Consider the following 23,675-nt stretch of genomic DNA (forward strand, 5'->3'; position numbering starts at 1 on the left):
TGCTCCCCCCCCCCCCCCCCCCCCCCACCCCCCGGCGGGCGCCCCCCCCGATGGGTTGGGGGGGGCCCCGCCGTCGTCGGTTGGCTACCGCAGGCGGGAGGTCAGGCGCCGAGCTCCTTCGAGCCGCCCCCCTTGGCCGCCGAGACGACCTCGGGGACGCGCGGACGCGGGGTACCGGCGAAGGTGAACTTCGCAAGGTCGCCCTCGCCCTCGACATCGACGAGGACGATGTCGCCCGCCGAGATGTCGCCGAAGAGGATCTTCTCGGACAGCTGGTCCTCGATCTCACTCTGGATCACGCGGCGCAGCGGTCGGGCGCCCATCGCAGGATCGTAGCCACGCGTGGCAAGGAGGACCTTCGCCTTCTGCGTGAGCTCAATGCCCATGTCCTTGTCCCGGAGGCGCTTCTCGAGCCGCTCGATCATGAGATCGACAATCTCGATGATCTCCTCCTGGGTCAGCTGCGGGAACACCACGATGTCGTCGACGCGGTTGAGGAACTCGGGGCGGAAGTGCTGCTTGAGCTCTTCTGTCACGCGGGCCTTCATCCGCTCGTACGTGGTCTTCGTGTCCGTGCCGGACTGGAAGCCAGTCATGACGCCCTTCGAGATGTCCCTCGTGCCCAGGTTGGTCGTCATGATGATGATCGTGTTCTTGAAGTCCACGACCCGGCCCTGGCTGTCCGTCAGGCGCCCGTCCTCAAGGATCTGCAGGAGCGAGTTGAAGAGGTCCGCGTGGGCCTTCTCCACCTCGTCGAACAGGACTACCGAGAACGGCCGGCGACGCACCTTCTCGGTGAGCTGGCCGCCCTCTTCGTAGCCGACGTAGCCCGGAGGGGCCCCGAACAGCCGCGAGACCGTGTGCTTCTCGGAGAACTCGGACATGTCCAGCGTGATGAGCGCGTCCTCCTCGCCGAAGAGGAACTCCGCGAGGGCCTTGGCGAGCTCGGTCTTGCCGACGCCGGTCGGGCCCGCGAAGATGAACGACCCACCCGGACGCTTGGGGTCCTTGAGGCCCGCACGGGTGCGGCGGATGGAGCGAGAGAGCGCCTTGATTGCGTCGTCCTGGCCGACGACCCGCTTGTGCAGCTCGTCCTCCATGTGCAGCAGGCGCGAGGACTCCTCCTCCGTCAGCTTGAACACCGGGATGCCGGTGGAGTTCGCGAGCACCTCGGCCACGAGCTCCTCGTCCACCTCGGCCACGCCGTCCATGTCGCCGGACTTCCAGGCGCGCTCGCGCTCGGCGCGCTCGGCAATGAGCTTCTGCTCCTTGTCCCGCAGCGCCGCGGCGCCCTCGAAGTCCTGCGCGTCGATCGCAGACTCCTTCTCGAGCTTGAGCCCCGCGATGCGCTCGTCGAGCGCCTTGAGCTCCGGTGGGGCCGTCATGCGGCGGATGCGCAGGCGCGCGCCCGCCTCGTCGATGAGGTCGATCGCCTTGTCCGTGAGGAAGCGGTCGCTGATGTACCGCTCGGACAGGTTCGCGGCGGCCGCGAGGGCGCTGTCCGTGATCGTCACGCGGTGGTGGGCCTCGTAGCGGTCGCGGAGGCCCTTCAGGATCTCGATGGTGAGCGCGACGGTCGGCTCGGCGACCTGGATCGGCTGGAAGCGTCGCTCGAGCGCAGCATCCTTCTCGATGTGCTTGCGGTACTCATCAAGCGTCGTGGCACCGATCGTCTGGAGCTCGCCGCGGGCCAGCATCGGCTTGAGGATGCTCGCCGCGTCGATCGCGCCCTCGGCCGCACCGGCACCGACGAGCGTGTGGATCTCGTCGATGAAGAGGATGATGTCGCCGCGCGTGCGGATCTCCTTGAGGACCTTCTTGAGGCGCTCTTCGAAGTCGCCGCGGTAGCGGGAGCCCGCCACGAGGGAGCCGAGGTCAAGCGTGTAGAGCTGCTTGTCCTTGATGGTCTCCGGGACGTCGCCGCGCACGATCGCCTGCGCGAGACCCTCGACGACGGCGGTCTTGCCGACGCCGGGCTCGCCGATGAGCACGGGGTTGTTCTTGGTGCGGCGCGAGAGGACCTGCATGACGCGTTCCATCTCATGCTCGCGTCCGATCACCGGATCGAGCTTGTTCTCGCGCGCCGCCTGGGTCAGGTTGCGGCCGAACTGGTCGAGGACCACCGAACCGGCCGGGCTGCCCTCGGGCTGGCCGGAACCGGTGCCCGCCGACGCCGTCTCCTTGCCCTGGTACCCGGAAAGCAGCTGGATGACCTGCTGGCGCACGCGATTGAGGTCCGCGCCCAGCTTGACGAGCACCTGAGCGGCAACGCCCTCGCCCTCACGGATGAGGCCGAGGAGGATGTGCTCGGTGCCGATGTAGTTGTGGCCGAGCTGAAGCGCTTCGCGCAAGGACAGCTCGAGCACCTTCTTGGCACGCGGTGTGAAGGGAATGTGGCCAGACGGAGCTTGCTGCCCCTGGCCGATGATCTCCTGCACCTGCTCCCGCACACCGTCCAAGGAGATACCAAGGGATTCGAGGGCCTTGGCGGCCACTCCCTCCCCCTCATGGATAAGACCCAGGAGGATGTGCTCGGTGCCGATGTAGTTGTGGTTGAGCATGCGGGCCTCTTCTTGGGCCAGCACGACCACGCGGCGGGCGCGGTCTGTGAATCTCTCGAACATCGCTCGAACTCCCCGGTGTTGCTGGTGGGTGCAGGGCTGCCGAAGACAGCACTGGCAAGTAGTTCGATGCTACGTGCCGGGACCTCTCCGCACACGGCTGTTCGCCACGGGGTGAACCGAGTCCACATCGGGTTCGGGATTAACGAACGGGGACCCGGCGCCGATCGCGCCAGGTCCCCGTTGTTCTTGTGGACTGAGAGAGATCTAGCCGTTCGCCTTGCGGTAGGCGTCCTGGATCTCGGCCTGGATTCGGCCGCGGCTGTTCACGCTGTAGCCGTTGTCCCGGGCCCACTGACGGATCTTCGCGGATTCCGAATTCCGGGAGGAGCCGCCGCCGGACGTTGCACGGGCGCGGGGCTGCTGCTGGCCGCCGCGCGAAGAGGACTTGCGGGCTGCAGAGACATAATCCTTGAGGGAGTCCCGGAGCTTCGAAGCATTCGCGTTCGAAAGGTCAATCTCGTAGCTCGTGCCATCGATCGCGAAGCGCACGGTCTCGTCCGCGGAACCGCCGTCGAGGTCGTCAACAAGGATGATCTTGACTTTTTGTGCCATGGGATTCTCTTCTCTGTCCGTGCTGGGGATCGGTATGTCTCTCAAGCCACTGCATGCACGCCGGCGCAAATACGGAATGAGCGCCCTTATCGCACTGCCATTATGCTTCGGCATCACCAGCACGTCAAAACGAATCAGGCCGCAGGGGGAGAACTTTTCCCTTCGTCCGCCGCTTGAGCTTCCCTTTCGGCTTGGGCGAGCGCTTCACGCTCCGACTTGTCCGCGTTGAATATCGCCCGGATCGCGAACCAGAAAATGAGTCCGACGAGTACAGGGGGCAGCAGGACTGCTACGTAATCCATATCAGTTGGTCTCCGGCTTGAGGAGCGGGAAGAGGATGGTCTCGCGAATGCCCGCCTGGGTGAACAGCATCACCAGACGGTCGATCCCGAGCCCGATACCGCCCATAGGCGGCGCCCCGTATTCGAGGGCTCGCAGGAAGTCTTCGTCGAGCTGCATAGCCTCGTCGTCGCCTTCCGCGGCAAGTCGCGACTGCTCGGTGAGCCGCTCGCGCTGGATCACCGGGTCGATGAGTTCGGAGAATGCCGTCCCGCGCTCCATTCCGCCGATAATCAGGTCCCACGCCTCAATGAGCCGTGGATCGTCGCGGTGCGGGCGCGCGAGCGGCTGGGCCGAGGGCGGGTAATCGTAGACAAACGTGGGATTCAGGAGAGTCGGTTCGACGATATCGCCGAACAGCTCCACAACTGCCTTTTCCGTGGTCCACAAAGGGTCCGTCTTCACACCGCGTTTGTCCCCGATCTCGAGGAGCCTTTCAAGTGGAGTATCCGGCGTGATCTCTTCGCCGACAGCTTCAGAGAGGCCGGGATACACGCCAAGCCAACGCCATTCGCCGTCAAGATCGATCGTGCCTTCAGGAGTCTCGATCTGACGCTTGCCCATGACATCTGCGACGTTGAGGATGATCTCCTTCATCCGCTCAGCCATCACGAATTGATCTGCATAGGCTTCATAGCATTCAAGAGTCGTAAATTCCGGGCTGTGCGTTGAATCCACACCCTCGTTCCGGAACACGCGCCCAATCTCATAGACGCGTTCGATTCCGCCCACAACCGCCCGCTTGAGATACAGCTCGGTGGCGATCCGAAGAGTCATCTCCTGATCGAAAGCATTGAGATGCGTCTCGAATGGGCGGGCCGTTGCACCACCGTGGATCAGATTGAGCATTGGCGTCTCGACTTCCACGTAGCCATGGGAGTCGAGGGTGTCGCGAACGGTCTTGGTGATCTTGGCTCGCGTGTACACCATCTGGCGTGCCTCGTCGCGGACCATGAGGTCCACGTAGCGCTGGCGGACGCGCGTCTCCTCACTCAGCTCGGTGTGCAGCGTGGGCAGCGGCCGCAGGGCCTTCGAGGCCATCTTCCAGTCGTCGGCCATGACGGACAGCTCGCCGCGGCGCGACGAGATGACTTCGCCATGGATGTAGACGTGATCGCCGAGGTCCACGAGCGACTTCCAGTCCGCGAGGCGCTCCTCGCCGACATTCGCGAGGCTCAGCATGGCCTGGAGCCGCGTCCCGTCGCCCTCCTGGAGCGTGGCGAAGCAGAGCTTGCCGGTGTTGCGCACGAACACCACGCGGCCGACGACGCCGACCACTTCTCCCGTGGCGGTATCCGGCTCGAGCTCGGGGTACTTCGCGCGGACGTCGGCGAGGGAATGACTGCGCTCGAGCTTGACCGGGTACGGTTCCTCGCCGCGGGCGAGGAGCTTGCCGCGCTTCTCCATCCGCACATGCATCTGTTCGCTCGCGTCGGCTGGCTCGATGCCGGTCTTGGTCTCCGGCTCTGCCCCTTGGGCGGTGTTCTGCGCAGTCACAGCATTCAATTCTAGGCCAGCGGCCTGTGGGCTAGGCTCATGCCCATGGCAGCCACCCAGATCCTCGGCTCTTCCGTTCAGACCCCTGACGGCGCGGTCCTCGAGCTGTTCACAGCCGCCGGCGACGGGCAGACCGAAGGCGGCGTCGTCGTCGTCCATGGCTCGATGGTGACCGCCGAACTCTACCGCGACTTTGCCCAGCGGCTCGCGGAATCCCTCCACGCCCCCGTCCACCTCTACAACCGCAGGGGCCGGGGAGCATCGTCGGGGCAGCCGGAGGACTACTCGCTCGCCGTCGAAATCTCGGATCTGGGGGCTGTGCTCGCCCACACCGGCTCGCAGGCCGTGTTCGGCCATAACTACGGCGGGTGCATTGCGCTGCACGGCGGGCGCACGCTCGACATCGCCCAGCTCGCCGTCTACGACCCCATCATCTCGTTCAACGGCAGCTACAGCGCTGGGTGGCTCGACGACTACGAGGCCGCGCTCTCCCACGGCGACGAGGAGAAGGCCCTCGCCGTGCTGCTGCGGGGCCTCCAGACGGCTGGCCCGGTCTCCAAGCTGCCGCTGCCGATCCTGACCGTGCTCAACCGGATCGGCAGCCGGACGCAGCCCGGCAAAGTCCTCACCCGCCTGCTGCCGACGGGCCCCCGCGAGATCCGTGCGGTCCTCGCCGCAGATTCCAAGGCCGAGCCGTTCGACGCCCTGCCGCTTGAGACGCTGTTCCTCGTGGGCGGGGCGAGCCCGGAGTACTTCGCGGAGGCGGCCCAGAAGCTCGACGGCGTCTTGCCCGCCTCCGATTTCGACGTCCTCCCGAAGCTCGCCCACGACGCTCCCGAACGGCCCGCCCGGGCCCTCATCGAGCGGCTGGCAGAGTTCTTCTCTTCCTGACTGACCCCCACCCCTCCCGTTTCGGGTACGCCAACTCGCCCCTCTCCGCGTTTCGGGTACAGATACTGACCTGCCCGCGGCCGGGCTCGGAAGTATCTGCACCCGAGATGGCCCAGGAGGGAAATTGGCGTACCCGAAACGGTGTAGGGCGGTAGTTGGTGTACCCGAAACGGTGGTGGGGTTAGCGGGCCTTGAGGGGCATGTTGTCGATCAGCCGGACGTCGCCAACACGGGCCGCGACAATCGCGAGGGCCTCCCCGGTGAACGGGGTCTCGCGGCAGTTGAACGCGAGCGGCTCGAGCGTGTCCGGGTCGACGACCTCGAAATAGTCGAGCTCGACACCGGGCTGGGAGTTGATGAGGTCGACGGCGTCGTCGGGCTCAAGCGGTTCGTGCGCCGTGGCGCGCTCATCCACGAGCCGGAGCGCCCGGGACAGCACGAGGGCCGCCTCGCGCTGTTCGGCGCTGAGGAACTGGTTGCGGCTCGAGAGCGCGAGCCCATCCTCGGCGCGGACGATCGGCACTCCGACCACCTCGACCGGGAAGTCGAGATCCTTGACCATGCGGCGCACGATCGCGAGCTGCTGGGCATCCTTCTGCCCGAAATACGCGCGGAACGAGGTGGGCTGACCTGCGGCCGGGCCCGGGATCGCGAGGTGGAACAGCTTGGAGACGACCGTGAGGACGCCGTCGAAATGGCCCGGCCTCGACGCCCCCTCCCACTTGCCAGCGAGCGGCCCGGCCGTCACGCGGACGAGCGGGTCGCCGCCGGGGTACATCTCCTCCACCGAGGGCGCGAAGGCCAGGTCCACCCCCACGTGCTCAAGGAGCGCGGCGTCGGCCTCGAGCGTGCGCGGATAGCGCTCGAGGTCCTTCGGATCGCCGAACTGCAGCGGGTTGACGAAGATGCTGGCAACGACGACGTCGTTCGCCGCAACCGCTGCCTCGGCGAGGCGACCATGTCCGCTGTGGAGGGCACCCATAGTGGGGACGAGGCCGAGCGATGGCGCGGACCCTCGGCGACCCGCGTGCTCCTCCAGAAGCCGCGCGATCCCGGACCTCAGCTCGGCCTTCGTGCGAACCACCGTGATGGGCATCTAGAGTTCCTCCCTCGGGTTCTCGTCCTCGCCCGGCTCGAGGGCTTCCTCGAGCCGCTCCCGCATTTCCGGCCCGTACAGGCCTCGGCGCTCCGCGCGGCGCGCTGTGGCGAGCGCCATCGCACGGTAGGCCTCGAGGATGTCGGAGGCTCCGCCGTCGGCCGCCGCTGGGTCCGCGAGCTCCGCCAGCGCCTCGGCGTGCGCTGCCACTGTCCCGACGTCGCCACGCGCGACGGGGCCGGTCAGCGCAGCCTCGCCTGCGGCAAGCGCGTTGTCGAGCGAGGCGCGGAGGAGCGGACCCAGGAGATGGTCGGGCTCGTCGACGCCGATCCGGCCGAGGATCTCGGCTGCCTGCGCCACGAGCGTGACGAGGTGATTCGACCCGTGCGCGAGTGCCGCGTGGTACGCCACCCGGTCCCCCTCGGCGATGACCACCGGCTCGGCGCCCATCTCGACGACGAGGGCCTGGGCGATCGGCAGCATCGCCGGGTCGGCCGTGACGCCGAAGCGGCAGTCCAGGATGCGCCCCAGATCGAGGCTCATCCCCGTGAACGTCATGGCGGGGTGGATCGCGAGCGGAATCGCTCCGGCCGCGCGCACCGGGGCCAGGACGCCCACGCCGTGGCGCCCGGAGGTGTGCGCAACGAGCTGCCCCGGCTGCCACGCCCCGAGCTTCGCGAGGCCCTCCACGAGCGGGGCGAGCGCGTCGTCCGGCACCGCGAGGAGCACGAGCTCGGCACGCTCGACGACGTCGGGAATCTCGAGGATAGGCACCCCCGGAAGCAGGGTCTCGGCGCGCTCCCGGCTCGCCTCGGAGACTGCGGAGACGCCGACGACGGCGTGCTCGGCCGCGCGCAAGGCCGCACCGAGGACCGCACCCACCTTGCCCGCACCTATGATGCCGACTCCAAGCCGTCCGGGACGGGTCACGCGAAGCCGCCCTCGGCGTCACCCGCGCGCGTGGGGCCTGAGCCCCCGCCCTCGGCCTCGTCGTTGTCCTCGGGAGGGACGCGGCAGAAGCGCTCGACCAGAAGGCCGATTGCCACCATGATCACGCCGCCTCCCATCATGGCCACGGCCTGCAGGACCACGGGGCTCGTGGCCCTTACCGCCCAGACCGGAATCTGGTTCGCCACGACTCCGGCGTGCCAGCCGAGGAGCACGGCTCCCGCGTACGCGCAGGCGTGGGCGAGGACGAGCGTGCGGGCCGCGAAGATCGGGTCGATCATCCGCTTGCGCTTCTTCTCGTTCCGCCAGCGCAGCACGCGGATGCCGAGTGCGAGCGTGAAGACGGCGATGACCGCCATGCTCCCGAGTGCGCTGTAGGGCAGGACCGGCGTCGTCGCAGAGGCCCGGTCGGACAGCTCGGTGGCCGCGAAGCCCAAAAGGCCGAGGACCACGCCGATGAGAGCGAGGACGGTGAGACGGAGTGGCTTCATGCAAGCCCCTCGTCCAGCAGCATGTCGTAGTCCTCGATTCCGCTGGAATCCGAGCAGTCTTCGAGGAGCTCAACGAGCGGATGCCCCTCGAGGACCGCCGTGGGGTCGATGAGGAGCCAGGGGAACAGCACGAACGCGCGCTCGGCGGCGCGAGGATGCGGGAGGGTCAGGACCGGATCGTCCTGGACGAGGTTGCCGTAGACGATGATGTCGACGTCGAGGGTGCGCGGCCCCCAGCGCACCTCGCGCGTGCGCAGGTGCTTGGCCTCGACGGCTTGGCAATGGGCGAGCAGTTCGTAAGGCCCGAGACTCGTCTGGACGATCATGACCATGTTCAGGAAGTCCGGCTGGCCCTCGGGGCCGCCCACGGCCTTCGTCTGGATGACGGGCGAGACGTCGACGAGCCGGACCTCTGGCCGATCGACCAGATCGGAGACGGCCTCGGCGAGAGTCTCGGCGCGCTCCCCGAGGTTGCTGCCGAGCGCGAGCACCGCACGCGTGTACTCGGACTGCTGGGCGGACAGGTCGGCGCTCATGTCAACGGCCCCGGAACACGGTGACGGCGACATCGTCGAAAGGCACGTCGATGGGCGCCTTGGGCTTGTGCACGGTCACCTCGGCTGAAGCGATGGCGTCGAACTCCGACAGGATCATCTCGGCGATGCGGACCGCGAGTGTCTCGATGAGGTTCACCGGCTCCCCGGATACGACGTGCGTAATCCGCTCGGCGATCTCTGCGTAGCTCGCAGTCTTCGCGAGATCGTCCGAGCTGGCGGCCTCCGCGAAATCGGACTCGAGCACGGCGTCGACCACAAACGGCTGCCCGTCGCGGCGCTCGAAGTCAAGCACGCCATGATGCCCGATGGCGGAGACGCCCCGGAGCGTGATGAGGTCGGCTCGCGTGCCCACTCGCCCTGCCTCAGGCCCTCGCCCGGGCGGCGACCTTGACGGCGTCGAGGTTCGGGGCGACGTCGTGCACGCGCACGCCCCACGCGCCCCGCGACGCGACAACTGCGGTGATCGCAGCGGTCGCTGCATCCCGCTGCTCGGGCTCCGCCGCTTTGCCTGCCGTCGTCAGGAGCTCGCCGAGGAAGCGCTTGCGGGACGCCGCGACGAGCACTTTGTGACCAAGATCGAGAAAGCTCTCGATTCCCCTGATCAGCGTCCAGTTCTGCTCGCCCGTCTTGGCGAAGCCCAGACCAGGATCGAGAATGATCTTCTCGTCGCGGACCCCAGCGGCCCGCAGCCGGTCGCGGACCGACACCGTCTCCGCGAGCACGTCCTCGAGGACGTCCGCGTAGTCGGTGAGGGACGTCATGACGCGCGAGTTGCCGCGGTTGTGCATGAGCACGTAGTAGGCGCCCCGGTCGGCCACGAGATCGATCATCTCCTGGCTCGCCTCAAGTCCCGAGACGTCATTGATGATGGCAGCGCCGGCGTCGAGCGCCTTGGCCGCCGTGGTGGCCCGCCGCGTGTCCACGGAAACAAGAGCACCCGCTTTGGCGAGCGCCTCGACCACGGGAAGGACCCTCCGCTGCTCCTCGTCCTCGGGAACCTCGTCGGCCCCGGGCCGGGTCGATTCGCCGCCGACGTCGATGATGTCCGCACCGCCGTAGAACATGCGCAGGCCCGCGGCGATCGCCGCGTCCACCGAGGCGTGCTGGCCACCGTCGCTGAAAGAGTCCGGGGTCACGTTGAGGATGCCCATCACCACGGCGCGGTCCGTCGGGAGGGATTCGAAAGTCGCCCGCGGAAGGGGCTTGCGGAGAACGGGAAGTGGCGTGGTGTTGGGCCCGGTTCCGGGCGCGGCGGCGAGAGTGTCCATGGTCTTTTACCTTCCGAGGATGAGGCTCATGGCTTCGGCGCGGGTCGCAGGATCGTGCAGCTGCCCGCGGACGGCACTGGTGACGGTCTTCGCTCCCGGCTTCCGGACTCCCCGCATGGACATGCACATGTGCTCGCACTCCACCACGACGATCACGCCGCGCGGCTTGAGATGCTTCACGAGGGCTTCCGCGACGTCCGTGGTCAGCCGCTCCTGCACCTGGGGCCGTCGGGCGTAGATGTCCACGAGCCGCGCGAGCTTGCTGAGTCCTGTCACCCGCCCGTCGTGGGAAGGGATGTACCCGACGTGGGCCACCCCGTGGAACGGGACCAGATGGTGCTCGCACGTCGAGTAGAACGGGATGTCCTTGACGAGCACGAGCTCCTCGTGGTCGAGGTCGAACGTGACGCCGAGGACGTCCTCGGGGATCTGGTGGAGGCCCGCGAAGGTCTCGGCGTAGGCCTTGGCTACTCGCTTCGGAGTGTCCCGGAGCCCGCTGCGGTCGGGGTCCTCCCCGACCGCGAGCAGAATCTCCCGGACAGCTGCCTCGATCCTCGGCAAGTCCATGCGCGGGTCGAAGTCGGCGGCGGCGGCAACGTCGTCGTCGTCAATATGGGTCACGGCATGATCCTATCGGGGGCTTCTCACGCCCCGTGCCGCGGGGTCCCCGTATGACCGTCATGCGGAGGCTGGCCGTTGCCTGTGAACTCCTGCTCGCCCCCTGTGTGGACGTGCGGGTGCTGGGCGTCGAGCGGCTGGTTGCGCCGCGCGTCGTTCGCTTCCTCCTGCGCCTGGCGTTCGGCATCCGTCGCCTCGTGATCGTGGCGTGCCTTGGCCTCGAGCTCTTCGCGCTGGCGCCGCTCGTTCTCCGTCTCCACGGGCGGCAGGTACTGCACCGGGCGGCTCTCCTTCGACAGCCACACCTCACGGAAGTCGCGCTTGCGAACATCCGAGAAGATCTCGGCGATCTCCCTCTGGTTGAGGGTCTCGTGCTCGAGCAGCGAGGCCGCGAGCCTGTCGAGGATGTCGCGGTTCTCGGTCAGGATTGCGTAGGCCTCGTCGTGGGCCTGGTCCATGAGGCGACGCACCTCTTCGTCGACCACGTAGGCGACCTGATCCGAGTAGTTGCGCTCGTGAGCCGCGTCGCGGCCGAGGAACGGCTCGCCGCCGCCCTGGCCGAGCTTCACGGCACCCACCCGCTCGCTCATGCCGAACTGCGTGACCATCTTGCGCGCAGTGGACGTGGCCTTCTCGATGTCGTTGGACGCGCCGGTCGAGGGATCGTGGAACACGATCTCTTCGGCGACGCGGCCACCCATCGCGTAGGCGAGCTGGTCGAGGAGCTCGTTGCGGGTCACCGAATACTTGTCGTCCTCCGGGACCACCATGGTGTAGCCGAGAGCGCGGCCGCGCGGAAGGATCGTGATCTTCGTCACCGGGGCAGAGTTGCGGAGCGCCGCGGCCACGAGAGCGTGGCCACCCTCGTGGTAGGCCGTGATCTTGCGCTCGAGGTCCTTCATCACGCGGCTTCTCTTCTGCGGTCCGGCCATGACGCGGTCGATCGCCTCGTCGAGCGCTCGGTCATCGATCAGCTGGGCGTTGGAACGCGCGGTGAGGAGGGCGGCCTCGTTCAGGACGTTCGCGAGATCGGCACCCGTGTACCCGGGGGTCTTCTTGGCGACCGCCTTGAGGTCCACGTTGCCCGCCATGGGCTTGCCCTTCGCGTGCACTGCGAGGATCTGCTCGCGGCCCACGAGATCCGGCGCCTCCACGGGCACCTGTCGGTCGAAGCGCCCCGGGCGCAGCAGCGCGGGGTCCAGGACGTCCGGCCGGTTGGTCGCAGCGATGAGGATGACATTGGTCTTCGGATCGAAGCCGTCCATCTCCACGAGGAGCTGGTTCAGCGTCTGCTCACGCTCGTCGTTGCCGCCGCCGATGCCAGCACCGCGATGGCGGCCGACGGCGTCGATCTCGTCGACGAACACGATCGACGGCGCGTTCGACTTCGCCTGCTCGAAGAGGTCACGGACGCGGGACGCGCCGACGCCGACGAACATCTCGACGAAGTCCGAGCCGGAGATCGAGAAGAACGGGACGCCTGCCTCGCCGGCAACGGCTCGCGCGAGCAGGGTCTTGCCGGTTCCGGGAGGACCGTAGAGGAGCACGCCCTTCGGGATCTTCGCGCCCACGGCCTGGAACTTGCCCGGCTCCTGGAGGAACTCCTTGATCTCGTGGAGCTCCTCGACGGCCTCGTCCGCGCCCGCCACATCGGCGAACGTCACCTGCGGCATGTCCTTGGTGATCATCTTCGCCCGGGACTTGCCGAACTTCATGACCTGCGAGCCGCCGCCCTGCATGCGCGAGAGCAGGAACCAGAACAGGGCGCCGAGGAGGAGGACCGGGATGATGAGCGACAGGATCGACCCGAACCAGTTGTTGCCGGTCGGGACGTCGTTGTAGCCGCCAGGGAGGTTGGCGTTGTCGACCGCCTGCACGACCTCATTGCCGCGCGGGTCCACGTAGTAGAACTGGACGTTCTTGCCCTTGTTCTGGCCGTTGTCGACGTAGTCGTCCTTGAGCGTGAGATCCACGCGCTCTTCGCCGTTGTAGATCTTCGCGGCTTGGACTTTGCCGTCCTTGATCAGCTCAAGGCCGACTTTCGTGTCGATCGTGGCGCTCCCCCCCGGAGCCAGTGTGCCGAAGGCGATGAGGAGGAGGGCGATCACGACGAGGATCCAGATCCCGGGACCCTTGACGAAGCTTTTGACGTTCATGAACTCGGGGCCGAGCCCCGTCCCTTCTGTTGTGCCGCGGCGCCATTCACCGCAGAGGTCCCCCGCCCCTGCTGTCCCCTGCTCTCGAGCAGTACCGCAACAAGCTATACCGTTCGGACAGCATCACGCACGGTGGGAGGCAAAAGTTCCCCCGAACTTCCGGCGCGCATTCAACGAAGGAGATTCGGGCTATTCGTAGACGTGCGGAGCGAGCGTCCCGACGAAGTCGAGGTTGCGGTACTTCTCCGCGTAGTCGAGCCCGTAGCCCACCACGAACTCGTTGGGGATGTCGAAGCCGACGTACTTCACGTCGATCTTCACCTTGGCGGCCTCCGGCTTCCGGAACGCCGTGCAGATCTCCACCGACGCAGTGCCGCGCGACTCGAGGTTGGTCTTGAGCCAGGAGAGAGTCAGGCCGGAGTCGATGATGTCCTCGACGATCAGCACGTGCTTGCCCATGAGGTCGGTGTCGAGGTCCTTGAGGATCCGCACCACTCCGGAGGACTGGGTTCCCGAGCCGTACGATGAGACGGCCATCCAGTCCATCGTGACATGACTGTGCAGCGCGCGGGCGAGGTCGGCCATCACCATGACCGCACCCTTGAGAACACCGACGATCAGCAGGTCCCTGCCCTCGTAGTCACGGTCGATCTGCGCCGCGAGTTCGGCGACTCGCTGCTGGATCTGCTCCCGGCCGTAGAGGACGTGCTTGAGGTCTGCCTGGACGTCGTGAGAATCCACCTGGGCTCCTGGAACTCGGTCTCAGCTGCCGCCAGGCCCGTGCCACATGGGCTCAGGCGCCAGCTCAGCATCAGCGGTGCGATACAAAGACTAGCTTCCCATACTCCGCACCCGGCGCCGCATCCTTCCGGCGGGGCTGCCGGCGCACGCTCACGTGGCCGGGGACTTCGATGGGACCCGCGGATCCGCGGCGCTCAAGGAGGCGTTCGACGGCGGCCAAGCGCTCGAAGGTGGGCTGCCCGCCGAGTTCGACGACGGCGAGGGCCAGCACGCGGCTGCGCAGTGCGGCGGGGAGGGCCCGGACTTCCTCGCCGGGCAGGAGGATCGTAGGCCCGACCTCGGCAGCAGGAGACCCGACCTCGGCGGCAGGGGACCCGACCTCGGCGGGAGGGGCCGGGCGCTCGGCGAGCGACTCGTACACCCGCAGGGCTTCGGCGTCGAGATAGTCGGCATCCTGGCCGAGGATCGCCGCGGTCCGCGCGAGTCCCTCCGCAACGCCAGGGCCGAGTTCCGATTCGAGGAACGGCATGACTCCGACCCGCACCCGCGAGCGCATGAACCGGGGGTCCTCGTTGCTCGGATCGAACCACGGCTCGAGGCCCTCGGCGAAGCAGACGTCTATGGTCTCAGCGCGCCGCAGGCCAAGGAACGGCCGGAGATACAGTCCCCGCACGGAGCGCATGCCCCCCAGCGACCGGGTCCCCGAGCCGCGGGCGAGCCCGAGCAGCACCTGTTCGGCCTGGTCGTCGAGGGTGTGTCCGAGCAGCACGGCCTCGGCTCCCCACGACTGGGCCTCTGCCTCGAGCGCCCCGAGCCGGGCGTTGCGGGCCGCGGCCTCCGGCCCCTCTCCCACCTGCTGCACCTCGACGGCGACCACCCGCACCGGTGAGAGGCCAAGCTCGGCGAGGGTGGCCGCCGTCGTCCGCGCAATCTCGCCCGAGCCTTCTTGGAGCCCGTGGTCGACGACGACGGCGCCCGCCTCGAGCCGGTGCCCAGCGACGGCGCCACGCCGCGCAAAGTGGGCGACGGCGGCCGCGAGGGCGAGCGAGTCGGGACCGCCGGAGCATCCAACGAGCACGCGCGGAGGCCAGCCTGCCTCAGCCAGGGCGGCCTTGACCGCATTCCGGGCGCGGCCTACCGCGGGGTGGAGCCGGCGGCGGGCCGGCGAGGCGAAGTCCCTGGAGCTCACCCCATCCTCGCGACCCAGCGCTCAGGGGCGTGGATCTCCTCCTCGGTCGGAAGGTTCTCGGGACGCTCCCAGATGCGGTTGAACCCCTCCATGCCAACGCTCTCGACCACCGCGTTCACGAACTTCGCGCCGTCCGTGTACTGGCGCATCTTCGCCTCGAGGCCGAGGAGGCGGCGGATGAACGTCTCGAGCACTCCCCGGTTCTGGTTCCGCGCGTTGTAGCGCTGGCGGATCGTCTTCACGGTCGGGACCACCTCGCCATCGATCGCATCCATGACGACCGTCGCGTGGCCCTCGAGGAGGCTCATGATCGCCGTGAGGTGCGAGATGGCGGCCTTCTCAGCCGGGTCCTGGAGCAGGTCGAGAATCGCGCCCCGGCTCGGGAGCGGCTCGCCGGAGCTGACCCAGGGGCGCTCGCGCAGGGACTTCGCGGCCGCCGCGGCACGCTCCATGAGCGAGTCCATGTTGCCGATGAGGCTCTCCGACAGCTGGCCCACCTGCTCGAGGATGTGGGCCCGGAGCCACGGCGCCGCGGCGAACTGCACCCGGTGCGTCTGCTCGTGGAGGCATACCCAGAGCCTGAAGTCGTCGGGCTCGACGTTCAGCTCACGCTCGATTTGGACGATGTTCGGCGCCACGAGCAGCAGCCGCCCGCCCTCGGGGATCGTCGAATCGGAGGCGAGCGCCGCATACGGCTCGTACTGTCCGAGGACCTTGCTCGAGAGGAAGGCGAGGACGGCCCCGAGCTGGGCGCCGGTGAGCGCACCGCCAACTCGGGCGGCGGAGGGCGTGATCTCACTGGCCCGCTTCTCCACAAGCTGGGTCAGGACCGGTCCGAGCATGACCTCGAAGCCCTGAGTGTTCGCCTTGGCCCACGAGCCCCTGTCGACAATGAGCACCTGCGAGTCACGCAGATCCTTGGCGGCGGCCAGGCCGGTGATCCGGTGGACGTGCGGGACGGCCTCGTCGGCCAGGCGCCGGAGGCTCGCGACGGCTTCCGCAGCCTCCCACGGTTCAAGCTGCGGTCCGGGAGGCGCGAGACGCGCTGCCGTCGCGGCGGCGAGGTCCCAGTTGACAAGCTGCGGTGCCGACTCGTGGACATCCATAGACCCCATCAGATCACACGGGGCCGCGCGAAGTCTCTACCGGCAGCCGCACCCGGCGAGCGCGGAGGCTGCCGCGTCGACGGCCGCCGCGTTCGACTTGCTGCCGGGGACCAGGCCGTTGCCCACAAAGGAGAAGACGAGGAGGCGGCCATCGGTGTCGACCACGTAACCGGTCAGGCCCGTGACCGTGTTGAGCGTCCCCGTCTTGGCTCGGACGAAGCCGGCACCCGGAGACGTCGGCCCGTAGCGCGACGCGAGCGTCCCGGTGAGTCCGGCGATCGGGAAGCCGTCGAGCGCGCGGCGGAGGCGGCCGTCGTCGCCCATTGCCATGATCCGCACGAGCGCCGCGAGCTGCGCCGTCGAAATCCGGTCCGAGATCGCGAGCCCAGAGGCGTCGGAGAGCTCGATCCCCTCGGTCGTCCCGAGGAGCTTCTGGGCCGTCTCCTCGAGCACCGCTCGAGCGCCCTCGATGCTCGCAGGCTTCCCAGCCGCCGCCGCGGCGAGCCGGGCGAGCGTTTCCGCCGCGTAGTTGTCGGACTCGCTGAGGGTGTAGGCGAGTTGGTCGCCGATCGGCGCGGACGCAACGCTCGCGAGCTCGGGGCCACCGCCCGCCGAGGCGCGGGCGACCGTCGTCGACACCGAGGCAGCTGGACCCAGCGCTGTGGCGAAGGCGTCGCGGAAGGCAACCGCGGCGGCCATCGCCGGGTCGGAAGGTCGCGAGCTCGAATCGCCCGGCTGCGTCCGCGCGATGTTGAGCGCGATGGGGGCGATCGGGGCGACCTCGCCCGCGGCGATGTCCTCCGCCGCCCATGCAGGATTGAGCGCGGGACCGGAGAAGAGCGAATCGTCGAGCTGGACGGTGATCGGGCCGCTCATCGGGCCGAGGGCTGCGGCGGCCTGACGGGCGAGGCTCGCGAGGCCGGCCCGTCCCGGCACCGTGTCGGGTGCAGACTCCCCAGCGCCGAGGAAGACGTCGCCGCCCGCGACGAGCACCACGCTGTTCGGCGCGCCACCGCGGACCACCTTCGTGTGGAGGACGGCGTCGGGGCCGAGGGTCGTGAGGACGGCGGCCGCGGTCAGCAGCTTGAGGTTCGACGCCGGCGCCACCGGCTGCCCGCCCGCTCGGCTGTAGAGCGTCTGCCCCGTAGCGCCGTCGAGCACCGTAGCGGGGAAGCTGCCGCCGTCGGCGACCAGCCGCGCGTCCAGCTCCTTCGCGAGCGACTCCGGCAGCGGCTGAAGGGCTGCCGTGCCCAGCGGCGTCGCCCCTGAGAGCGGCGCGGGCGACGACGGCGGTTGGAGCCACGCAGGGGTCGTCGCCGACGGCGTGGGCTGGACCAGGAGGGGCGCCGGGAACACGGGTGCAAGGGTTGCGCCCCCTAGCACCGCGAAGACGAGCGCGAGAAACGCGACGAGGGACCACGTCACAGCACGCTGGGCGCGGCTGGGCGAGGAGTTCATGCGGGCGCATCCTGGGGGTCGGGCTGTTCGGGCGGCGGGCGCGGTGGGAGAGCGCGCCCCCAGTGCGGATATCCTCAATACTAGTTGCCGCCGACCAGCGGGCCCGCCGCCCGCGCGAACACTGAGAGTGCGGCCGCCCTGAACGCTGCCAGCCAAGGAGCACCATGAAGCACGACGTCACCATCGAGATCCCGCGCGGTTCCCGCGTCAAGTACGAAGTGGACCACGAGACCGGCCGCGTCCGCCTGGACCGCGTCCTCTTCACCTCGATGCAGTACCCGACGCACTACGGCTACTTCGAGAACACGCTCGGCGAAGACGGCGATCCGCTCGACGCGCTCGTGTTCTACCCGGACGTCGACCTTTTCCCCGGCATCCTCCTCGAGGCACGCCCCATCGCGATCTTCAACATGGAGGACGAGTCCGGCGGGGACGCCAAGCTCGTGTGCGTCCCGGCAGACAAGCGATTCGACCACATCCAGGAGAAGGAAGACCTCGACGAGTGGCTCGTCAAGGAGATCGAGCACTTCTTCACGCGCTACAAGGACCTGGAGCCCGGCAAGTGGGTCAAGCCCGCCGGCTGGGCCGATCGCGCCGCGGCCGAGGCCGAGCTCGAGGCCTCGATCAAGCGCTTCGGCGAGGGGCACTAGCACACAGGCGTTGCGCCCCCACGTCTTCCCAGCTCAGACGCGGTTGCCCGGTTAGGCTCGGGCCATGTACACGGTCACGATCAATCAGCGCGACCGCGAACCGGGTGACCGCGTTCCGCAGCTCCTCCGCGCCCTCGACCGCGCGACCCCGGACATCCCCTTCTCGCGCACCGTCGGGGACGAGGTCCAAGCCGTGTTCTCCATGCCGGAGCAGGCCGTCGACGTCGGACTCGCCGCCATGCGATCCGACGCCTGCGGCGGGGTGCGCTGGAACGTCGGCATCGGCGTCGGACCTCTCAGCGAACCGCTGCCCAGCGAGATGCAGGACGTGACTGGCCTAGGGCTCGTCTACTCGCGCCGCGCCGTCGAACGCGCGCAGCACATCAAGGACGAGGCCGCCATCGCCGTCGACGGCCCGGACCGCGCGCTTGCCTCGGAGGCCGCCGCAGTCCTCCGCCTGCTCGCGCTCACCGTGGCGAGGCGGACGACGGCGGAATGGCGGGTTCTCGAGCTGCTGACCCCTGGGGTGCGGGGCCAGCAGAAGGCGGTCGCCGAGGCGTTGGGCATCACGGCTCAGGCCGTGTCGAAGGCCATAGCGAGAGCCCATTGGAACGAGGAGTTCGACGCGCGTCCGGCTGCCGCCCATCTGCTCCGGCTCATGGTCGAGGCGCGCTGACCTGCGCTCGGCCCCGCTGACCTCTCAGAGCAGGGAGCGCAGGACGGCGACCAGGCCGTCCTCCTCGACCCTCGCCGTCACCTCGTCCGCGGCGGCCTTGACCTCGTCGGGGGCCTGACCCATGGCCACGCCGCGCCAGGCCCACTGGAGCATCTCGATGTCGTTCCGGCCGTCGCCGACGGCCACCGTCTGCTCGACCTCGATGCCCGTGAGCGATCGCACGACCTCGAGGCCGCTGGCCTTCGTGACGCCCTGAGCCGCGATGTCGAGCCACGGGGTCCAGCCCACGGAGTACGTCACCCCATGCAGGCCGATGGCCTCGACGGCTTCGCCGAACTCCTCCGCCGTGGCGTCCGTTGAGAAGACGACCAGGCGCACCGCGTGGATGTCGAGGAGCTCCTCGAAGGCCACGCCGCTCGCCTCGACGCCGAAGCTGGGGTCCTGAAACCGTTCGGTGGAGAAGAAGTTGCCTTCCGAGTCCTCGATCGCGTACTTGGCGCCCGGGAGTCGGTGGCGGAGAGCCAAAAGAGCAGGCGCGGGATCGAACACTTGGCGGTCGATCACGGTGTAGCCGCCGTTGGAGCCTGCCTCGATCCGTGTGATCACCCCACCGTTCGAGGAGACGGCGTAGCCTCGCTCGATCCCCAGCAGCTCGACGATCGGCAGGGTTGCGCCGAGGGAACGTCCCGTGGCCACGACGATCTCGTGCCCCGCGGCAACCAGGCTCTGCCCCACCTCGCGCACGGCGGGGCTCATATGCCCGTCATGGTCGACGAGGGTTCCGTCCACGTCGAGGCACACGAGCTTGCGTCCGATAAATGAAAGCTGGTCATCGATGCCAGCATTGAGCGTTGTTGTCATCTATCTAGTGAACCACTCCTCGCCGACAGCCTTCCTTACAAGAAGGACACGAACCGTGAACGGTGCGTGAAGTTCCGCCCCGCATTTCGGACATTGCCCTATGTCCGCATCCCAGGGCAATGACCGAATGCCGAGGTGGCGCTGCTACGACATCCTCGGCACACCCGCTCGATGCAGGATCGCCGCAAACCGTTCAGGCCGGACGAGGTCCTCCCACCCCCAACGGACCACCCGCTCCCCTGTCGCTCGGATGGCATCCTCCCGACGCTTTTCGGCCACGACTGTCTGGGCGGCGTCCCGAGCACCCAGGTACTTGGTCAGACCGTCGAATTCCCCGACAAGGCGGAGCCTAGGCCAATAGAAATCGACTCGGGCGATCCGGCGCCCATCAGCGTGGATCCACACCTGAAGCTGGGGAGGTTCGAAACCGAGCTCGTGCATCAGGGCTCGACTGTACGACTCCCCCACCGACTCCGATTGGCCATCTGCGAAATTCACGATGGCGTTCAGCCGTCGGCGGGCGGCGGCGGACCGCAACCCGTCAGCCAATCTCACCAACGCTTCTCTGCTCCGATCCACCGCCAGTTCGCCTCGGCCGGCCAAGAGGGCATCGCTGAGGATGACCGCGTCAACGAAGGGAAGCCTATGCAACGTGTCGGTCAGCGCCACATCCAGCGGCTCAACCGGGAGGCTCAGGCCCAAGTGAGGGACAAGCAGCTTCTGGGTTCCGGGGGAGGTGGCAAAGTGACGTGCGTCCGGGAATCCCTGTGGGAGCCGACGAGCCCCAGGGCGAAGCCGGGCATAGGCCCCCGCGGCGGAGGAAGGATCGCCGTAGAGGTCGGCCGGAGGAACTGAACCAACCGCTGATCGACGCGGTGTCCGGTACCGGACGTGGGAGGGCACGCTGCGGAATTCGAGTCCCCACGCCATGAGAGCGGTCTCTCGGCAGAGGACGGGCGCCGGTCCCTGCACTGCGAGCGACGCGGTCGTGAGGGCGTATCTATCGGCCGCTGTCCCCGCCAGCCAAGCTTCGGTCGGCACATAGACGCCCCTGCGGATTCTCACGGCTCTGCCGGACGCGAAGTCGCGGCTCAGCTGACGCGAGTCTCTGCCCGCACGTGCCTCACCAGCCGAACTCCGGAAACTGACTCTCGGAAATTTCATATCCTCAGCCAATAGCCCGGCTGGACAGATCTCCACCGGCACCGCGTCCTATGTGGAGAACCTAAAGAAATACCCCCTCTTTCGGACTTCGTCACACGCCGTAGCAAGGGGCAAAGTCCGAAAGAGTGGGCACGTGCCGGGGGTTAGAGGACCGGGAGGATCTCCAGGCCGCCGAGGTAAGGCCGGAGGGCAGCGGGGACGTTCACGGAGCCGTCGGGGTTCTGGTGGTGCTCGAGGATCGCCACGAGCCAGCGTGTCGTGGCGAGCGTGCCGTTGAGCGTCGCGGCGCTGCGCGTGCCCTTGGGGGCTCCGTCGTCGTCGAACATTCGCTCGCGGATGTTGAGCCGCCGCGCCTGGAAGCCCGTGCAGTTGGACGTGGAGGTCAGCTCGCGGTAGCGGCCCTGCGTGGGGACCCACGCTTCGCAGTCGAACTTGCGGGCAGCGCTCATGCCGAGGTCTCCGGCGGCGGTGTCGATGACACGGTACGGGAGCTCGACCTTCGCCAGCATCTCCTCCTCCCACGCGAGCAGGCGGGCGTGCTCGGCCTCGGCCTGATCGAGCGGGACGTAGGAGAACATCTCGACCTTGTTGAACTGGTGCACGCGGATGATGCCCCGGGTGTCCTTACCGTGCGACCCGGCCTCGCGGCGGTAGCACGAAGACCAGCCGGCGTACCGGATCGGGCCGCCGGAGAGGTCGAGGATCTCATCCGAGTGGTACCCCGCGAGCGAGACTTCCGAGGTCCCGACGAGGTAGAGGTCGTCCTCGGCGAGGCGGTAGATCTCGGCGTCGTGCTTCACGTCGAACCCAGTGCCCTGCATGGTCTCGGGGCGGACGAGCGTCGGGGTGATCATCGGGGTGAAACCCGCGGCGATGGCCTGGTCGAGGGCCATCTGCAGGAGCGCGAGCTCGAGACGGGCCCCGACTCCCTTGAGGAAGTAGAAGCGGGCGCCGGAAACCTTCGCTCCGCGCTCCATGTCGATCGCCCCGAGGAGCTCGCCGATCTCGAGGTGATCGCGCGGCTCGAAGCCCTCGGCAGCGAAGTCGCGTGGAGTTCCCACGGTCTTGACGACGACGTAGTCATCCTCGCCGCCGGCCGGAACCCCCTCGATGACGAGGTTGGGGAAGATGCGCATCAGCTCGTCCTGCTCGGCCTGAGCCTCGTCCGCATCGCTCGAGGCAGACTTCACCTTGGCGGCCAGATCCTTCACCTCGGCGAGCAGCACCTGCTTCTCCTCGCCCTTCGCGGCCGCGACCTTCTTGCCGAAGGCGTTCTGCTCCGCGCGCAGCGACTCGTACTGGGTGAGAGCAGCACGGCGGCGGGAATCGGCAGCGAGGAGCCGGTCCACGAGGGACTCGTCGGCACCCCGCGCGCGCTGGCTGGCCCGGAACTTCTCGGGGTTCTCGCTGAGTTCTCTGACGTCGATCACGCCCCCTAGCCTAACCGTCGGGGCGTACGGACCGCGGCGTCAGGTGCACAAGACGGCGGGATAGAGTGAAGGCACCATGCGCAACTGGATCGTCGGTGGAAGCATCGCTGCGGCTGGTGCCTTCGCGGTGACCAGCTGGTGGGGCGTGCGCAGGCTGAGGGAACAGCACAGCCGCAGCGCCGTCGGCGAGCCGGCCCAGTCCCCTCCACCAGGACCACAGCAGGTGGCCGTGGTCCTCAATCCCATCAAGGCCCGCGCCGCCGAAGCCGAGATGCTGATCGAAGCGGCCTGCCGCGGGGCTGGTTGGCCCAAGCCGATGGTGTTCGAAACGCTCGTGGACGACCCGGGGCATTCGATGGCGCGCCAGGCGCTCGAGGCGGGGGCCGACGTCGTCATCCCCTGCGGCGGCGACGGCACCGTGCGGGTGGTGGCGGAAGCCCTCGCGGGCACGGATGTGGCGCTGGGCCTAGTCCCCCTCGGGACCGGCAACCTGCTCGCTCGGAACCTGGATCTCGACGTCAGCAACCTCTCCCAGTGCGTCCACACGGCGTTGTTCGGCCGGCAGCGCCGCATCGACACGGCGAGGATGGAACTCAAGAACCGCGTGACAGGCGAGACGTCCGAGCACACGTTCCTGGTCATCGCGGGGATGGGCATGGATGCCGAGATCCTGAGCGATACCAACGAAGACCTCAAGCGCGCGGTGGGCTGGATCGCCTACACCGAGGCCGGAATCCGCCACATGCCGGGGCGTCGCCGCAAGCGCGTGGAGATCTCACTGAACGACGGCGAATTCCAGACCCGTCGTGTGCGCAGCGTCCTGTTCGCGAACTGCGGCAAGCTGCCCGGGGGCGTCGACTTCATCCCCGAGGCATATGTGGACGACGGGGTTCTGGACATCGTGGTGATGAGCCCCCGTACCCTGATCGGCTGGATCGCGATGTACCTCAAGGTGACGTTCCAGCACAATCGGCCGGTTCCGGCGATGTCGTTCTACGGCGCGCAGAACGTTCGCATCAGGAGCGCGGAGCCAGTCGAGACACAGGCGGACGGCGACCCCACGGGGCCCGCGACAGATATCCGCGTCGAGGTCAATCCACTCTCGCTGCTGGCGCGCGTGGCGCACTGAAGCCTCATCCGAGGATCGAGCGCACCCAGGCTTCGCTGGCCTCGAACGCCTCGTCGGCGTTGTGCGGGAGCACGGTCGGCCGGACTGCGTCGGCCCTGGGATAGGAGCCCAGGAATCGGGTCTCGGGGCTCAGCCGGTACAGGCCACCGAGGGCGTCGGCGACCCGGGCATCCCGTAGGTGGCCTTCGGCGTCGATGCTGAAGAAGTAGTGGCCGAGGTACTCGCCCGTGGGCC

Annotated in this window: 21 protein-coding genes and 1 pseudogene; 4 read left to right on the forward strand and 18 right to left on the reverse strand. The window is 68.1% G+C overall.

What is annotated here, in order from left to right:
• Nucleotides 1-101 precede the first annotated feature (101 nt).
• The 3 genes from ACTHL9_RS09225 to lysS form a co-directional block, all read right to left on the reverse strand.
• The gene (locus tag ACTHL9_RS09225; protein WP_440518562.1) at nucleotides 102-2,624 is read right to left on the reverse strand and encodes an ATP-dependent Clp protease ATP-binding subunit; all 2,523 of its coding nucleotides are present in this window, start codon (nucleotides 2,622-2,624) and stop codon (nucleotides 102-104) included.
• Between the two features lie 204 nt (nucleotides 2,625-2,828).
• Nucleotides 2,829-3,176 (reverse strand): histone-like nucleoid-structuring protein Lsr2, encoded by a 348-nt coding sequence (locus ACTHL9_RS09230; protein WP_440518563.1) that lies wholly within the window; start codon nucleotides 3,174-3,176, stop codon nucleotides 2,829-2,831.
• A gap of 303 nt (nucleotides 3,177-3,479) precedes the next feature.
• A complete protein-coding gene (lysS, locus tag ACTHL9_RS09235) occupies nucleotides 3,480-5,012 on the reverse strand; it encodes a lysine--tRNA ligase (protein ID WP_440518564.1) in 1,533 nt (510 codons plus the stop codon).
• Between the two features lie 45 nt (nucleotides 5,013-5,057).
• Between lysS and ACTHL9_RS09240 the strand changes: the two genes are divergently transcribed.
• Nucleotides 5,058-5,903 (forward strand): alpha/beta fold hydrolase, encoded by an 846-nt coding sequence (locus tag ACTHL9_RS09240; RefSeq protein WP_440518565.1) that lies wholly within the window; start codon nucleotides 5,058-5,060, stop codon nucleotides 5,901-5,903.
• 181 nt (nucleotides 5,904-6,084) lie between these two features.
• Here the strand turns inward: ACTHL9_RS09240 and panC are convergent, their stop codons facing one another.
• The 12 genes from panC to ACTHL9_RS09300 form a co-directional block, all read right to left on the reverse strand.
• Entirely contained in the window at nucleotides 6,085-6,999 is a 915-nt protein-coding gene (gene panC, locus ACTHL9_RS09245; protein ID WP_440518567.1) for a pantoate--beta-alanine ligase, read from the reverse strand.
• Complete coding sequence (locus ACTHL9_RS09250) at nucleotides 7,000-7,929, reverse strand: Rossmann-like and DUF2520 domain-containing protein (RefSeq protein WP_440518568.1); 930 nt, start codon at nucleotides 7,927-7,929, stop codon at nucleotides 7,000-7,002.
• Nucleotides 7,926-8,438 carry a DUF3180 domain-containing protein gene (locus ACTHL9_RS09255; protein ID WP_440518570.1) on the reverse strand — a complete coding sequence of 171 codons (513 nt, stop codon included), beginning with the start codon at nucleotides 8,436-8,438 and terminating at the stop codon, nucleotides 7,926-7,928. The genes ACTHL9_RS09250 and ACTHL9_RS09255 overlap by 4 nt, the downstream gene beginning before the upstream one ends.
• Nucleotides 8,435-8,974, reverse strand: a complete 540-nt coding sequence (folK, locus tag ACTHL9_RS09260; RefSeq protein WP_440518571.1) for a 2-amino-4-hydroxy-6-hydroxymethyldihydropteridine diphosphokinase — start codon at nucleotides 8,972-8,974, stop codon at nucleotides 8,435-8,437. Before folK ends, ACTHL9_RS09255 begins: the two co-directional genes overlap by 4 nt.
• A gap of 1 nt (nucleotide 8,975) precedes the next feature.
• The gene (gene folB / locus ACTHL9_RS09265; RefSeq protein ID WP_440518573.1) at nucleotides 8,976-9,347 is read right to left on the reverse strand and encodes a dihydroneopterin aldolase; all 372 of its coding nucleotides are present in this window, start codon (nucleotides 9,345-9,347) and stop codon (nucleotides 8,976-8,978) included.
• A 10-nt stretch (nucleotides 9,348-9,357) separates the two neighbouring features.
• The gene (gene folP / locus ACTHL9_RS09270) at nucleotides 9,358-10,263 is read right to left on the reverse strand and encodes a dihydropteroate synthase (RefSeq protein WP_440518574.1); all 906 of its coding nucleotides are present in this window, start codon (nucleotides 10,261-10,263) and stop codon (nucleotides 9,358-9,360) included.
• 6 nt (nucleotides 10,264-10,269) lie between these two features.
• Nucleotides 10,270-10,884 carry a GTP cyclohydrolase I FolE gene (gene folE, locus ACTHL9_RS09275; protein WP_440518575.1) on the reverse strand — a complete coding sequence of 205 codons (615 nt, stop codon included), beginning with the start codon at nucleotides 10,882-10,884 and terminating at the stop codon, nucleotides 10,270-10,272.
• Nucleotides 10,885-10,907: 23 nt separating this feature from the next.
• Complete coding sequence (gene ftsH, locus ACTHL9_RS09280) at nucleotides 10,908-13,037, reverse strand: ATP-dependent zinc metalloprotease FtsH (RefSeq protein WP_440518576.1); 2,130 nt, start codon at nucleotides 13,035-13,037, stop codon at nucleotides 10,908-10,910.
• 189 nt (nucleotides 13,038-13,226) lie between these two features.
• Nucleotides 13,227-13,778, reverse strand: coding sequence for a hypoxanthine phosphoribosyltransferase (gene hpt / locus ACTHL9_RS09285; RefSeq protein ID WP_440518577.1), 552 nt, complete (start codon nucleotides 13,776-13,778; stop codon nucleotides 13,227-13,229).
• 70 nt (nucleotides 13,779-13,848) lie between these two features.
• Entirely contained in the window at nucleotides 13,849-14,967 is a 1,119-nt protein-coding gene (gene tilS, locus ACTHL9_RS09290) for a tRNA lysidine(34) synthetase TilS (protein WP_440518578.1), read from the reverse strand.
• A complete protein-coding gene (locus ACTHL9_RS09295; RefSeq protein WP_440518580.1) occupies nucleotides 14,964-16,082 on the reverse strand; it encodes a zinc-dependent metalloprotease in 1,119 nt (372 codons plus the stop codon). Before ACTHL9_RS09295 ends, tilS begins: the two co-directional genes overlap by 4 nt.
• A 27-nt stretch (nucleotides 16,083-16,109) precedes the next feature.
• Nucleotides 16,110-17,531 carry a D-alanyl-D-alanine carboxypeptidase/D-alanyl-D-alanine-endopeptidase gene (locus ACTHL9_RS09300; protein ID WP_440518581.1) on the reverse strand — a complete coding sequence of 474 codons (1,422 nt, stop codon included), beginning with the start codon at nucleotides 17,529-17,531 and terminating at the stop codon, nucleotides 16,110-16,112.
• Nucleotides 17,532-17,695: 164 nt separating this feature from the next.
• Here ACTHL9_RS09300 and ACTHL9_RS09305 point away from each other — a divergent pair, with 164 nt between their 5' ends.
• Together ACTHL9_RS09305 and ACTHL9_RS09310 are read left to right on the forward strand one after the other, a co-directional pair.
• Complete coding sequence (locus ACTHL9_RS09305; protein WP_138417214.1) at nucleotides 17,696-18,181, forward strand: inorganic diphosphatase; 486 nt, start codon at nucleotides 17,696-17,698, stop codon at nucleotides 18,179-18,181.
• Nucleotides 18,182-18,245: 64 nt separating this feature from the next.
• A complete protein-coding gene (locus ACTHL9_RS09310; RefSeq protein WP_440518583.1) occupies nucleotides 18,246-18,857 on the forward strand; it encodes a hypothetical protein in 612 nt (203 codons plus the stop codon).
• 24 nt (nucleotides 18,858-18,881) lie between these two features.
• On the opposite strand, the gene ACTHL9_RS09315 is transcribed toward ACTHL9_RS09310, so the two are convergent.
• Both ACTHL9_RS09315 and serS read right to left on the reverse strand, forming a co-directional pair.
• Entirely contained in the window at nucleotides 18,882-19,718 is an 837-nt protein-coding gene (locus ACTHL9_RS09315) for an HAD family hydrolase (protein ID WP_440518584.1), read from the reverse strand.
• A gap of 1,307 nt (nucleotides 19,719-21,025) precedes the next feature.
• Nucleotides 21,026-22,312 carry a serine--tRNA ligase gene (serS, locus tag ACTHL9_RS09320; RefSeq protein WP_440518585.1) on the reverse strand — a complete coding sequence of 429 codons (1,287 nt, stop codon included), beginning with the start codon at nucleotides 22,310-22,312 and terminating at the stop codon, nucleotides 21,026-21,028.
• A 76-nt stretch (nucleotides 22,313-22,388) separates the two neighbouring features.
• On the opposite strand from serS, the gene ACTHL9_RS09325 reads away from it, so the two are divergent.
• Complete coding sequence (locus ACTHL9_RS09325) at nucleotides 22,389-23,441, forward strand: diacylglycerol/lipid kinase family protein (protein WP_440518586.1); 1,053 nt, start codon at nucleotides 22,389-22,391, stop codon at nucleotides 23,439-23,441.
• Between the two features lie 4 nt (nucleotides 23,442-23,445).
• Here the strand turns inward: ACTHL9_RS09325 and ACTHL9_RS09330 are convergent.
• Nucleotides 23,446-23,675: pseudogene (locus tag ACTHL9_RS09330) on the reverse strand (prephenate dehydratase); the annotation flags it as partial.

Origin of the sequence: Sinomonas sp., assembly GCF_051955515.1 — a bacterium.
GTDB lineage: Bacteria > Actinomycetota > Actinomycetes > Actinomycetales > Micrococcaceae > Sinomonas.

Excerpts from the sequence above, each read along its gene's own strand:
- ACTHL9_RS09315 (WP_440518584.1), bottom strand. The coding sequence starts at position 19,718 with ATGACAACAACGCTCAATGCTGGCATCGATGACCAGCTTTCATTTATC.
- ACTHL9_RS09305 (WP_138417214.1), top strand. The coding sequence starts at position 17,696 with ATGAAGCACGACGTCACCATCGAGATCCCGCGCGGTTCCCGCGTCAAG.
- ACTHL9_RS09240 (WP_440518565.1), top strand. The coding sequence starts at position 5,058 with ATGGCAGCCACCCAGATCCTCGGCTCTTCCGTTCAGACCCCTGACGGC.
- ACTHL9_RS09295 (WP_440518580.1), bottom strand. The coding sequence starts at position 16,082 with ATGGGGTCTATGGATGTCCACGAGTCGGCACCGCAGCTTGTCAACTGG.
- ACTHL9_RS09230 (WP_440518563.1), bottom strand. The coding sequence starts at position 3,176 with ATGGCACAAAAAGTCAAGATCATCCTTGTTGACGACCTCGACGGCGGT.
- folK (WP_440518571.1), bottom strand. The coding sequence starts at position 8,974 with ATGAGCGCCGACCTGTCCGCCCAGCAGTCCGAGTACACGCGTGCGGTG.
- ACTHL9_RS09255 (WP_440518570.1), bottom strand. The coding sequence starts at position 8,438 with ATGAAGCCACTCCGTCTCACCGTCCTCGCTCTCATCGGCGTGGTCCTC.
- ACTHL9_RS09225 (WP_440518562.1), bottom strand. The coding sequence starts at position 2,624 with ATGTTCGAGAGATTCACAGACCGCGCCCGCCGCGTGGTCGTGCTGGCC.
- ACTHL9_RS09310 (WP_440518583.1), top strand. The coding sequence starts at position 18,246 with ATGTACACGGTCACGATCAATCAGCGCGACCGCGAACCGGGTGACCGC.
- ACTHL9_RS09300 (WP_440518581.1), bottom strand. The coding sequence starts at position 17,531 with ATGAACTCCTCGCCCAGCCGCGCCCAGCGTGCTGTGACGTGGTCCCTC.
- ACTHL9_RS09325 (WP_440518586.1), top strand. The coding sequence starts at position 22,389 with ATGCGCAACTGGATCGTCGGTGGAAGCATCGCTGCGGCTGGTGCCTTC.
- folP (WP_440518574.1), bottom strand. The coding sequence starts at position 10,263 with ATGGACACTCTCGCCGCCGCGCCCGGAACCGGGCCCAACACCACGCCA.
- panC (WP_440518567.1), bottom strand. The coding sequence starts at position 6,999 with ATGCCCATCACGGTGGTTCGCACGAAGGCCGAGCTGAGGTCCGGGATC.
- ftsH (WP_440518576.1), bottom strand. The coding sequence starts at position 13,037 with ATGAACGTCAAAAGCTTCGTCAAGGGTCCCGGGATCTGGATCCTCGTC.